Origin of the sequence: Coprococcus sp. AF102-57, from assembly GCF_027686195.1 — a bacterium.
Lineage (GTDB): Bacteria > Bacillota > Clostridia > Lachnospirales > Lachnospiraceae > Allocoprococcus > Allocoprococcus comes.
In genome coordinates this window covers 86,490-99,121 of the sequence record NZ_JAQCSY010000013.1, presented here as the reverse complement: position 1 = coordinate 99,121, position 12,632 = coordinate 86,490, and the positions used below count along the sequence as shown (strand labels likewise).

The following is a 12,632-nucleotide window of genomic DNA, read 5'->3' as shown; positions in this document are numbered from 1 at the left end:
AACAGTCTTAAAAATGCAAGCATTTTACACCTGTTTTATGAAATTTTGCTTGGCTCTGAACAGTTACATTTCATTTTTTCTTGTTCCAGACATGAATTCCTGCAAGGATTCCACCGATATACAGAATACTGATGAGTACTGTAGGATTCTCATGCAGACTGTATACTACAGCCACAATTGCAGCAAGGATTACTGTCAGCATAAAGGCATTCATGATCCGCTTTTCGCGGATGTTGCGTTCCTGTACCTGGAGTTCGTGGCGCTTTTCTTCAAGCTTCAGATATTCGAGAAGCTGGTCATCCGGAATTTTTTCCAGAATGTATTTTTCACGCAGATAGTTCAGTTCCTTTGCTGTATGGAAAATGTGGTGGTGGGAATTTTTCTTTTCTCCGGTAAACGGATCTTTTTCGGAATCGTCAGGAGATTTGAAATCATCCGATGAAAAATCCGTGTAAGTATTCTTTTTTTCTTCCGATGAAATGGTTTCTGCCTCAGAAGCGGATTCATGAGCAATTTGACCGGAGTCATCTTTTGAAATTGTTTCAGAGGAGCTTGGTTCCGGAGCTGGAGCTTCCTGTGGTGGTACATCAGTGGACGTATGGATGTCTCCGGATCCGGAAACTGGTTCTGCAGAAAGCTTTGGATCAGAACTGGCAGATTCTGCGAAAGCTAAAATTTCGGACATATATTAACCTCCTTCGATCATGAAAACGATCGATTTTCTTTTCTTATAGAATACCAGTTTCGCATAAAAATTTCAATCAACAGAGAGAAGGAAATGTCTGCTGAGGATTATAAGAAAATCTCATTTGGTTTTCGTCCGGATAACAGATTTTTCATTTTCAGAGATGCGGCAGCCAAAAAGACAGGGTTTAGCTTCCGGATACCTTTTGGACAGGCGGCGATACATCCCATACAACTGATACATTTGCTGCTATCGCCGGTTCGGATATTATTTTTATTGATTGCACCTGTTGGGCAGGCATCGGCACATTTTCCACAGCCAGTGCAGGAAGCACTTGCTTTTGGAACAACATTCAGGTTGCCAAGGTGTTTATACTCATGACTGCCAGGCACGAAATAATCAGTAGACAATTCTTTTTCAGAGGAAAGTTTTTCGAGTATTTCTTCTGCAAATTTCTTTAACTCTTTGCTATCTTCTTCGTCTGGTCGTCCACTGCCGAATTGGCGCATGATAGAATGTTCTGCAACAGCTGCAACGGAGGCGATAACATTGAAACCGCATAACTCGGCGGTATCTTTTAACTGGATCAGACCATCGTCATATGCGCGATTTCCATATACGGCAATAACTACACAATTTGCATGGTTCCCTTGTATCTCTTTCATCCTTTCAATGGCGATATCAGGAATAACGCCTTCGAATACAGGAGCTGCGATGACAGCAAGTGAATCAGAAGGGACTGTTACATCTGAAAAGCTGACATCGTGCCGGATAAGATTCACGGTATTTGTAATATTTCCCAGATAGCAGCTGATCTGGTCTGCAACTTTTTTGGTCCCTCCGGTAGGACTAAATGTAATTTCTACAACTGGATATGTTTTCATTTTTTTACTCCTTTGGTGTAATTTTTGAATTTACAACAAGACTATCATTTCATAGATGTAATGTCAATATTTACACCTATAGAAAAATATGATAAGCTAAAATGAAATCAAAGGAGGAAGTCAGAGTATGCAGTTATCAATAAGGGCATCGCTTGCAATTCATTGTCTGATACTGGTCAGCGAATTTGGAGAGACGGATAAGATCACAAGTGAAAAGATTGCTTTATCAACGGGAACGAATCCGGTAGCGATACGCAGTATCATGAGTGCTTTAAAAAAAGCTGGAATCCTTAATGTGAAAAACGGTACCGGTGGAACGACTTTAAATATGCCGCCGGAAGAAATTACAGTATACAGAATCTGCAATGCCGTGAAACCGCAGTTCTGTAAAAATATATTTCACGTACATACCAAAGCTTCTAAATTGTGTCCAGTTGGACGTAACATCCGGGCGGTTTTGCAAAACTCCTATTCTAAATTTGAATCTGCATTGGAAGACAGCCTGAAGACAGTTACGCTTGCAGATATGATCCGGGATTATCATATGCAGCTAGAAAAAGAGAAATAATCTTTGTCAGTTGGAATTGTCAAAAAAAGAAAAATTTTCTATAATAAAAAGTGAAATGAGGATGTGTATACAGCATTTTTTATTTAACAGGAAATTCTGAAGGAACTTCCTGTTAAATAAAAGGCACCGTGTGCCGGAGATGTGCACTCGCGCGAAGATGAAGGATGTCGCAAGCGGTCTACGCTCTGCTTCGGTCGTTGCTTAACGAGCGCCACTGGCGCTCAGCAACGCGCTCGGCGCGAGAATGTGCCAAGGTACATTCTTTTTTTAAGAAAATAAGAGTACGAGGAACAAAGGATGAATGAAAAATTAAAAGAAATGAAAGAAGCATGGAAAAATCTGTATGGTTCATTGTTCAAATGGATCGTTTTGTCCGGGGTGATCGGAAGTCTCATCGGACTGATCGCCAGCGGATTTTCCTATGCGATTGTATGGGTGACTTCGTTTAGACAGGCAAATCCGATGATCATTCTTGGACTACCGCTAGGAGGTCTTTTGATCGTCTGGCTGTACAAAATTACCGGGCAGGAGAAGAACTCCGGAACGAACCTGGTTCTGACAGTAGTCCGGTCGGATGAGGAAGAGGTTCCGGGATGGGTGACACCACTGATTCTGATATCGACAGCGATCACACATCTGTTTGGAGGATCTTCCGGACGAGAGGGTGCAGCACTTCAGTTTGGAGCAAGTGTAGGAAATGTATGTGCGAAATATCTGCATTTGAATGAGAGTGACAAGAAGATCATCATTCTGGCAAGTATGAGTGCCGCATTTTCAGCACTTTTCGGGACACCGATGGCGGCGGTTGTATTTCCAATGGAAGTGATCAGTGTTGGTGTGATGTATTATGCCGCGCTGGTGCCATGTGTATTTTCTGCATTTGCCGCACAGGGGATTGCGCTGCTTCTGAAAGTGAGGACCGTTACTCCGCCGTATTTGGTAGAATCGGTTCCAAATTTTTACAGTGTGGATTCGATCAAAGCGATCATTCTGGCAATTGCGTGTGCGCTTGCCGGAGCACTGTTCTGTATTGTGCTGCATAATGGGGAACATTATCTGAAGAAATGGTTTCCGAATCCGTATGTGCGTGTGGTTGCAGGGGCAGCAGGTGTGATCATCTTATATTTCCTGCTCGGAACGGATGCATATCTGGGACTAGGAACGGGCGTGATCTCTGCAAGCTTTAAAGAGGCGGTAGAACCCCAGATGTTTCTTCTGAAAATGCTGTTTACTGCACTTACACTCTGCGCAGGATTTAAAGGCGGGGAGATCGTACCGTCCCTGTTTATCGGGGCGACGCTAGGATCTTTCATGTCTACGATCCTTGTCGCACCAACAGATATCTGTGCAGCATGCGGGATGGTCGGTGTCTTTTGTGCAGTAACAAACAGTCCGATTGCTTCACTTCTGATTGCATCAGAGTTGTTTGGCTTTAATGGAATGCCATTTTACTGTATTGTTGTTGCGGTAAGTTATCTGCTTTCAGGATATTACAGTTTATACAAAGAACAGAAAATTGTTTATTCCAAAACAGAGAATAAATACGTGGATAAACATACGAAATAATCAAAAAACAAAAAGAAACAAAGTGAATTGATGATTTAAAAGCAAAAAAGCTGACAATTAACGAGAAAAAATTAAAAAATAGAAGAAAATACTTGAAAAAGTAAAGAACGTGTGCTAATATCTAAAAATAATTTAGTAAAGCAAAGCGATGAAAGAGACTCTTGCTTCTGGAACTTGACAGGAATACGGCGTCACCGACTGAGAGCGCTGTTTGAGGAATGAGGCGAAGGGAACACTCTGGAGCAGATTATCTGAATGGAAAGCACAGGTGCTTTAGTAGGGTAATACGGTTCATGCACGTTACGCATGTAAGAGAGGAATCCCAAAGGATTCAATGCGGGTGGTACCGCGGATCATCAGATTATCCGTCCCGGAATACGAAAAAGTATTCCGGGGCTTTTTTTTATGCATATCAAAACCAATCCGGAATACGAGGTTGACAAAAGCAAAACATATTTTAGGAGGATTGTGACATGGAATTTATGACAGGTGTAAAAGAAAAAGAAACGCTGGAGCTTAGTGGATTACTGGAAGAGGGAAGACTTGGAGAAGAAGTGAAGGTAAATGGAGCCGTTCATACAATTCGTGACATGGGAACAGTTGCTTTCGTGATTCTGAGAAAACGGGAAGGTCTGGTCCAGTGTGTATACGAAGAAGGCGTTACAAAATTTGACTTGAAAGATTTAAGAGAAGCCGCTACAGTAGAAGTAACAGGAAAACTGACCGAATCAGAGAAGGCACCGAACGGAATTGAAATCCGTCTGAGTGAGATAAAAGTACTCAGTATGCCAAAAGACAGCCTTCCACTTGCTGTTTCAAAGTGGAAACTGAATACTTCCCTGGAAGCGAAGCTGAACTATCGTTCCATTTCTCTTCGGAACGTAAGGGAAAGAGCGAAGTTTAAAATTCAGGAAGGAATCGTAAGAGGATTCAGAGAGTTCCTGTATAAAGAAGGTTTTACAGAAATTCATACCCCGAAGATCGGAGCAAAAGGAGCAGAAGGAGGATCTAACCTCTTCCGACTGGATTATTTCCATCGTCCGGCAGTGCTGGAACAGAGTCCACAGCTGTACAAACAGATGATGGTTGGTGTTTTTGACAGAGTATTTGAGACAGGACCGGTATTCAGAGCAGAAAAACACAACACCAAGCGTCATCTGAACGAATATACCAGTCTGGATTTTGAAATGGGTTATATCGACAGCTTTGAAGATATCATGGCGATGGAAACGGGCTTCCTTCAGTATACGATGGAGCTTCTGAAAAAGGATTATGCGAAGGAACTTAAAATCCTGGACGTGACACTTCCGGATGTCTCTAAAATTCCGGCAATTCGTTTTGATGAGGCAAAGCAGAAGGTTTCAGAAAAATACGATCGTAAGATCCGCAACCCATATGACCTGGAACCGGAGGAGGAGCATTTGATCGGACAGTATGCAAAAGAAGAATGGGGTTCTGATTTTGTATTTGTAACCTACTATCCGTCAAAGAAGCGTCCGTTCTATGCAATGGACGATCCACAGGATGAGAAATTCACACTCAGCTTTGACCTTTTGTTCCGTGGACTTGAGATCACGACCGGAGGACAGAGAATCCATGACTACGACATGCTGATGGAAAAGCTTGCAAAGCGGGGAATGACGGAAGAAGGACTGGAGACCTATCTGGATACATTCAAACATGGTATGCCGCCGCATGGAGGTCTTGGAATCGGAATGGAACGTCTGACAATGCAGCTTCTTGGTGAAGATAACGTCCGTGAGACAACCCTCTTCCCGAGAGATTTAAGCAGACTTACTCCGTAGAGACGAAGCTCCCTGGCTGGCAGGTAAAAAAGGAAGCTGACAAGAGGCAGCGGGGGAGGTCAAAATGAGACGAAGATGTTCCTTATGTGGAGGAAAATTAAACGGAAATATCTGCACAGAGTGTGGGCTTGACAATTCAAAGAATGACGATCAGTATGTGACACTTGGAAATTCCGGTCATGAAGAATCGCTGACACATATACATACGGAAGCGGAAAAGCCGTATGAAGGAAAGACCATGACTCGGGAAAATGTGCGTAAGGCGAAGAATGCAGATAAAAATGCAAAGAAAGCAGCTGCAAAAAAGGCGTCAAAGAATGCGGCAGCAGGAAAAGTAAATCCGGCGGGAAATGGATATTCTGCAGCAAATGCGAGCTACAATACCGCAGGCACAAGCTACAGCCAGACAGGAAACCAGAGTTACAGTTATACATCATCTTCAATGCAACAAAGCAGCCGTTCGGTAAAAAAGAAAAAGAAGTTTGGAAAGTTTCTGGCCGGTTTTGTGATCATTGCCACACTTGCAGGCGAGCTTGGTGGAACGATCATTCATGAGGTTCAGAATTATTTTGAAGACTATACATATGATGACAGTGACAGTTACACCGAGGATGATCCGTACAGCGATGTGCAGGAAGTGATGCCGGATGAAGGAGAACTTTATGAAGCAGACCTGACAGCCGGAATTTATAAAGGCGGTGTACATCTTCCGCAGGGGACCTATACACTGACCTGCAAAAGTGGAAGTGGTCAGGTAGAGCTGACAGACAGCAAAAATAATATCTGGGTGCAGTACAATTTTGGTGATGACTACGATAATACGGAAGAAGAAGTCAGTGACTTTGAAGTATTTCCGGGATGTTATGTGATAGTAGAGGATACACTGGAGCTTCACATGACAGCAGAGAATGCACAGATGAATCTGACAGCAATTGTAAATCCGCTTACAGAATCGAAAACCGTATCGGATAAATTTACAGTAGGAAAAGACGTACCTGCAGGTGTCTATGATGTGAAATGTGTGGAAGGTTTTGGGATTTTTGATTACGACGTGACAGTAAGCGCCGGATACGAAAATTATATGGGAATGCTGATCGGTAATGAAGAGTCGGGATTTCCACAGGAGCTGAAAAATATTGTCCTGATCGATGGAACAGAAGTTGATCTGGAAGGACTTACAGTAGAACTTACACCGAGTGAGTGGATTGAATCGGAGGAGTACGAAAGCTTTTACGATAATTATTATTAGAAAGGACGAGTACAATGGCAAACAAGATTTCGGATGAAACAATCGAATACGTTGGAATCCTGGCAAAGCTGGAGCTTTCTGACGAAGAAAAAGAGCAGGCAAAGAAAGATGTGGAAACCATGCTTGATTATATTGATACCCTGAATGAACTGGATACAGAAGGAATTGAACCGATGTCACATGTATTTCCGGTAAATAATGTATTCCGTGAGGATGTAGTGACAAATGGAGACAATCACGAAGCAATGCTGGCAAATGCGCCGCAGCAGAAAGAACAGAGCTACAAAGTACCTAGAACATTCGCATAGGAGGAAATCGAAAGATGGATTTGAAAGGTCTTACTGCCGTTGAACTTGGAAAAAAGATTCAGGCAAAAGAAGTTACAGTAAAAGAAGCAGTGGAAGCCTGCTTCGCACAGATTGATAAAGTAGAAAAAGAAGTCAACAGTTTTGTATCACTTCAAAAAGAAGCTGCCTTAAAAAGAGCGGAAGAAGTGCAGAAGCTGATCGATGACGGAACACTGACCGGACCGCTTGCAGGAGTACCGGTTGCGATCAAGGATAACATGTGTACGGAAGGTGTGACGACCACCTGCAGTTCAAAAATTCTGAGTAATTTTGTACCGACATTTTCAGCAGAAGCAGTTCTGAACCTGGAAAAAGCAGGTGCAGTTGTGATCGGAAAGACTAATATGGATGAATTCGCGATGGGAAGCACGACTGAGACTTCTTATTATGGAGAGACAAAGAATCCGTGGAAGCTGGAGCATGTACCGGGTGGATCTTCCGGTGGCTCCTGTGCGGCAGTTGCGGCTCTGGAAGTACCATATGCTCTTGGATCTGACACCGGCGGATCGATCCGTCAGCCAAGTTCTTACTGCGGAATCGTTGGAATCAAGCCAACCTACGGAACGGTATCCCGTTATGGACTGATCGCCTACGGATCATCTCTTGACCAGATCGGACCGGTTGCAAGGGACGTAACCGACTGTGCGACGGTTCTTGAGACCATCGCATCCCATGATGTAAAAGACAGCACTTCGGTAGAACGCCAGGACACGGATTTTACAAGTGCGTTGGTAAACGATGTAAAAGGGATGAAGATCGGTATTCCAAAAGATTATTTTGGAGAAGGTCTGGACGAAGAAGTGAAAAAACCGATTCTGGAAGCCGCAGAGGTTCTGAAAAATGCAGGAGCTGAGATTGAAGAATTTGATCTTGGACTTGTAAAATATGCGATTCCGGCTTATTATGTCATCGCATCAGCAGAGGCAAGCTCCAACCTGTCCCGATTTGACGGTGTGAAATACGGATACCGCACAAAGGATTATGAAGAGCTTCACCAGATGTACAAAAAGACCCGCTCCGAGGGCTTCGGACCGGAGGTAAAGCGCCGTATCATGCTTGGGTCTTTCGTACTCAGTTCCGGATATTATGATGCTTATTATCTGAAAGCACTCCGTACAAAAGCACTGATTAAAAAGGCATTTGACAGTGCATTTGCAAAATATGATATGATCCTGGCGCCGGCAGCACCGACGACAGCACCGAAGCTTGGAGCTTCCTTAAGTGATCCGATCAAAATGTATCTGGGCGACATTTATACGATTTCCGTCAACCTAGCAGGACTTCCGGGGATTAGTATTCCGGTTGGACGGGATGCGAAAGGACTTCCGGTTGGAATGCAGCTCATCGGAGACTGCTTCCAGGAGAAGAAGCTTTTTCAGGCAGCTTATACCTATGAGTGCCTGACAGAGAAAAAATGGGTATCTATGTACGACAAAACAGAAGCAGCCGGAAAGGAGGAAGCATAGATGTCAAAGCAGTATGAAACCGTAATCGGTCTGGAAGTTCACGTAGAACTTGCAACAAAGACAAAAATTTTCTGTGGATGCAGTACCGCATTCGGGGGCGCACCGAATACACATACTTGCCCGGTATGTACCGGTATGCCGGGTTCCCTTCCGGTATTAAATAAAAAAGTAGTAGAATATGCGATGGCAGTAGGACTTGCGACAAACTGTAAGATCACACAGATGTGCAAATTCGACCGTAAGAATTATTTCTATCCGGATAACCCGCAGAACTATCAGATTTCACAGCTCTATCTGCCAATTGCGAGAGACGGCTATGTAGAGATTGAAGTCGGAGAGCAGAAGAAAAAAGTCCGGATCCATGAGATGCATATGGAAGAGGATGCCGGAAAGCTGATCCATGATGAGTGGGAGGACTGCTCTTTAGTAGATTATAACCGAAGTGGGGTTCCGCTGATCGAGATTGTATCAGAGCCGGATATGCGTTCGGCAGATGAAGTCATTGCTTATCTGGAAAAATTGCGTATGATCTGCCAGTATCTGGGAGCATCGGACTGTAAGCTTCAGGAAGGATCCATGCGAGCAGACGTCAATCTTTCGGTTCGTGAAGTAGGTGCTTCTGAGTTTGGAACACGTACTGAGATGAAGAACCTGAACTCCTTTAAAGCGATTACACATGCGATCGAAGGAGAGAGACAGAGACAGATCGAACTCATCGAAGAAGGAAAGAAAGTCATTCAGGAAACCAGAAGATGGGATGATAATAAAGAATATTCTTATGCGATGCGTTCCAAAGAGGATGCGCAGGACTATCGCTATTTCCCGGAACCGGATCTGGTGCCGATCGTGATCAGTGATGAATGGATCCAGAAAATCAAAGACCAACAGCCGGAGCTGAGAAGTGAAAAACTTGCACGTTATGAGAAAGATTATGATATTCCACGTTATGATGCGGAGCTCATTACCGGAACGAAGAAGATGGCAGATCTCTTTGAGGAGACCTGTGCAATCTGCAACAAGCCGAAAAAAGTGTCCAACTGGCTGATGGTAGAAACCATGCGTCTGTTAAATGAAAACGGACAGGAGCCGGCAGATATTAAATTTTCACCGGAGAACCTTGCAAAACTGATCGAACTTGCAGACGCGGGAACCATCAACAGTTCTGTAGCAAAAGAGGTATTTGAAAAGGTATTTGCAGAGGATGTGGATCCGGAAAAATATGTAGAGGATCACGGACTGAAGACCGTCAACGATGAAGGTGCACTCCGCACACTTGCGGAAGAAGTGATTGCAAAGAATCCAAAGGCAGTGGAAGATTTCAAGGGTGGAAAAGAAAAAGCACTTGGCGCACTGGTTGGACAGATCATGAAGGCAATGAAAGGAAAAGCAAATCCGGGTATGGTTAATGAACTGCTCAGAGAGATGCTGAAATAAAAATCAGACTGACAGAAATCCTTTGCGGAATAAATAAGAAAAACGAGTAAATGTCATGTGAAAAGACATTTGCTCGTTTTTTATTACATATACTGTATCTGCTCTTTCGCCGGTTCCGATGCCGGATTTTCAAAGAATTTCTCTTTTTCTGTCACTTCCAGTACTTCTCCCTGATCCATGAAGATCACCTGATCGGCAATTCGCTTTGCCTGAGCCAGATTATGTGTGACGATGACGAAAGTATACTGGTCTTTCAACTCCAAAAGCGTTTCTTCGATTGCAATTGTATTCTTCATATCCAGTGCGGAGCACGGCTCGTCAAGGAGCAGGATCTCCGGACCGGCACAGAGGCTTCGTGCGATAGCAAGACGCTGCTTCTGACCGCCGGATAATTTGAGGGCGGATTTTTTCAGTTGATCTTTGACTTCATCGTAGAGTTTTGCTTTCTGCAGAGACTCTGTAATTTTCTCAGCAATCTCTTTCTTATTACGGACACCGTGGTATTTCAGTACATAAGACAGATTCTTTTCGATACTGTGCGGGAAAGCGATCGGCTGTTGGAAAACCATGCCAACACGCCTTCTGAGTTTTTCTTTCGGAAGAGATTTGATGTCGGTTCCTTCTAAAGTAATTGTTCCTGAGAGATAGCCGCCTTCTTCTTCTACCATCCGGTTCAGGGTTTTCAGAAAAGTTGTTTTTCCGCAGCCGGACTGACCAACGATGGCTATAATCTGTCCTTTCGGGATCGTCAGGCTGATTCCGTGAAGAATTTCGTGTTTTCCAAATCCACATTTTAGATTTTCTATATTCAGCATATCAGTTGTCCTTTCGTAGATAGGTGATAAATTTACATATTAACTGGATGATGAGCAGGAAGAGCATCAGTACAAATGCGGTTCCATAAGCATAATCCAAAGAAAATCCGTTGTTCACAAGGATATACAGGTGATATGGAAGTGACATGAACGGATCGGAGAGAGAATGCGGAACATCTGCCTGCATGACAGCTCCGGTGTATAAAATCGGTGCAACGGCACCCATGCCGTATGCCATTCCAAGCGCAACGGTTCCGAGAAGTTCTACAGAGCAGACCGGAAGGATCAGTTTCCGGAGGGCATACTCACGGGAAAGTCCGAGACTTAGGGAGTTCTTCATATATTCACGCCCCTTCTCTTCCAGAATCTTTTCTGCTCGGATTGCAACAAAAGGAATGATCATTGCTGCAACACACAGTGCCGAACACAGAAGGCTGCGGTTAAGTCCAAAACGGTAGATCAGAAGCGTATATCCAACCAGCCCGAACAGGATCGAAGGGATTCCGGAAAGTCCGGTGATCGCCATATTTACAAGGACGGAAAATCGTTTTCCGGTGCTGTAAAATACAAGATAAATGGCAGCGCCGATACCAAGGACACCGCCGATCAGTGCGGAAAGTGCGCCAAGATAAATGGAACCCATCAGTGCCGGATAGATACCGCCTGCAGTTCCAAGTGGAACACCGGCAGGCTTGTCCAGAAGGAAGGACAGGCTAAATACTTTTTTCCCTTTCCAGAAGACATAAAGGAAAAGGAAGAGTGTAACAACGATCACGCAAAGTCCGAGTATACTGAGAATCAGGCGTGTGAAAAATTTCTGCAGTTTAGTTCTCATGGGTGGCAAGCCTCCTTTTCAGAAGATAGCTGATACCGAGTACGATGAAAAGAATCACAAGTAGCACAGCATTTGCAACGTAAAGTACGGAGAGGTGAAGGCTTCCGTATTCAATACTTCCCATTTCCAGTGCGGTGAGGGCAGGAAGTGTCTGACCACGTCCAAGGAGTTTGGGATAAATCGGGGAATTACCGATTACCATCATGACGGCCATTGTCTCGCCAAGTGCGCGGCCGAATGCCATCATGGCACCTGCAATGATTCCCGGCCGGATTGCCGGAAGAATAAAATGCAGCAGGGTAAATTCTCTGGAGAATCCAAGTGTGATCGCACTGAACTCGTAAGTCTTTCGTGCAGTCTGTAAAGATTCATGACAGGTGGAAATAACGAATGGTAAAAGCATGATCCCCAGCACGATCCCGGCTGCCAAGATACATTGACCGGCTGCCATATGGAGGTGGGTGGCAAAGGCTTTTACAAGAACCGTAAGTCCGATAAATCCGAAGATGACGGACGGGATTCCTGCAACCAGATCGATGAACGCAAGGAATATGGATGCCACCTTTTTCGGAAGGTAATAGTCCAGAAAGCAGGCACAGGCAACGCCGAAGATGAGTGCGAGGACAACTGCGATCGCTGAGACATAAAGGGTACCGGCAATCGCAGGTAATAGTCCGTACTGCGGTTTCTGACTGACAGGGCGCCATTCAGTGGTAGGCAGGAACATTTTGATTCCAAGCTGTGAAATGGCAGGAATACTTTCCTTCACAATATGGATCATCATGACTGCCATCAGTGCCGTTACGAGAAAGGCAGCCAGATAAATGATTCCTTTGCTGAATTTATCTGAAAGTTTCTTAAACATAGTAAATCCTTTCTAGGTATGATGCAGGACAGACAGCGCTGTCCGGATACAAATCAAAATTGATCCCTGGGATTAACCAGCGACATATAGCAAGAAAAAGGGGTGTGTCTTTG

The 12,632-nt window shown here is 44.2% G+C and carries 12 protein-coding genes; 7 read left to right on the top strand and 5 right to left on the bottom strand.

The genetic code is table 11. The features are described from left to right. Nucleotides 1-70: 70 nt before the first annotated feature. Both PGZ10_RS09995 and PGZ10_RS09990 read right to left on the bottom strand, forming a co-directional pair. Entirely contained in the window at nt 71-685 is a 615-nt protein-coding gene (locus PGZ10_RS09995; protein ID WP_270541303.1) for a hypothetical protein, read from the bottom strand. 107 nt (nt 686-792) lie between these two features. Further along, on the bottom strand, nt 793-1,569 hold the full coding sequence (locus tag PGZ10_RS09990; RefSeq protein WP_270541302.1) for a 4Fe-4S binding protein: 777 nt from the start codon (nt 1,567-1,569) through the stop codon (nt 793-795). Between the two features lie 127 nt (nt 1,570-1,696). Between PGZ10_RS09990 and PGZ10_RS09985 the strand changes: the two genes are divergently transcribed. From PGZ10_RS09985 to gatB, 7 genes are all read left to right on the top strand, one after another. Next, nucleotides 1,697-2,137 (top strand): Rrf2 family transcriptional regulator, encoded by a 441-nt coding sequence (locus tag PGZ10_RS09985; RefSeq protein WP_117823835.1) that lies wholly within the window; start codon nt 1,697-1,699, stop codon nt 2,135-2,137. Nucleotides 2,138-2,434: 297 nt separating this feature from the next. Then, nucleotides 2,435-3,703, top strand: coding sequence for a chloride channel protein (locus PGZ10_RS09980; RefSeq protein ID WP_270541300.1), 1,269 nt, complete (start codon nt 2,435-2,437; stop codon nt 3,701-3,703). 473 nt (nt 3,704-4,176) lie between these two features. Next, a complete protein-coding gene (gene aspS, locus PGZ10_RS09975; protein ID WP_270541298.1) occupies nt 4,177-5,508 on the top strand; it encodes an aspartate--tRNA(Asn) ligase in 1,332 nt (443 codons plus the stop codon). A gap of 64 nt (nt 5,509-5,572) precedes the next feature. Further along, nucleotides 5,573-6,757 carry a hypothetical protein gene (locus PGZ10_RS09970; RefSeq protein ID WP_270541296.1) on the top strand — a complete coding sequence of 395 codons (1,185 nt, stop codon included), beginning with the start codon at nt 5,573-5,575 and terminating at the stop codon, nt 6,755-6,757. Between the two features lie 14 nt (nt 6,758-6,771). Continuing rightward, a complete protein-coding gene (gatC, locus tag PGZ10_RS09965) occupies nt 6,772-7,065 on the top strand; it encodes an Asp-tRNA(Asn)/Glu-tRNA(Gln) amidotransferase subunit GatC (protein ID WP_117823839.1) in 294 nt (97 codons plus the stop codon). A gap of 14 nt (nt 7,066-7,079) precedes the next feature. Further along, nucleotides 7,080-8,570, top strand: coding sequence for an Asp-tRNA(Asn)/Glu-tRNA(Gln) amidotransferase subunit GatA (gene gatA / locus PGZ10_RS09960; RefSeq protein WP_270541294.1), 1,491 nt, complete (start codon nt 7,080-7,082; stop codon nt 8,568-8,570). Then, on the top strand, nt 8,571-10,004 hold the full coding sequence (gene gatB, locus PGZ10_RS09955) for an Asp-tRNA(Asn)/Glu-tRNA(Gln) amidotransferase subunit GatB (protein ID WP_270541291.1): 1,434 nt from the start codon (nt 8,571-8,573) through the stop codon (nt 10,002-10,004). A gap of 83 nt (nt 10,005-10,087) precedes the next feature. Here gatB and PGZ10_RS09950 read toward each other — a convergent pair whose 3' ends face one another. Genes PGZ10_RS09950 through pstC form a run of 3 tightly spaced genes read right to left on the bottom strand, consistent with a single transcriptional unit; the run spans nt 10,088 to nt 12,519 of the window. After that, nucleotides 10,088-10,819 carry a phosphate ABC transporter ATP-binding protein gene (locus PGZ10_RS09950; protein ID WP_270541290.1) on the bottom strand — a complete coding sequence of 244 codons (732 nt, stop codon included), beginning with the start codon at nt 10,817-10,819 and terminating at the stop codon, nt 10,088-10,090. A 1-nt stretch (nt 10,820) separates the two neighbouring features. Further along, a complete protein-coding gene (locus PGZ10_RS09945) occupies nt 10,821-11,654 on the bottom strand; it encodes a PstA family ABC transporter permease (RefSeq protein ID WP_117557124.1) in 834 nt (277 codons plus the stop codon). After that, nucleotides 11,644-12,519 (bottom strand): phosphate ABC transporter permease subunit PstC, encoded by an 876-nt coding sequence (gene pstC / locus PGZ10_RS09940; protein WP_118198729.1) that lies wholly within the window; start codon nt 12,517-12,519, stop codon nt 11,644-11,646. The genes PGZ10_RS09945 and pstC overlap by 11 nt, the downstream gene beginning before the upstream one ends. Between the last annotated feature and the right edge of the window lie 113 nt (nt 12,520-12,632).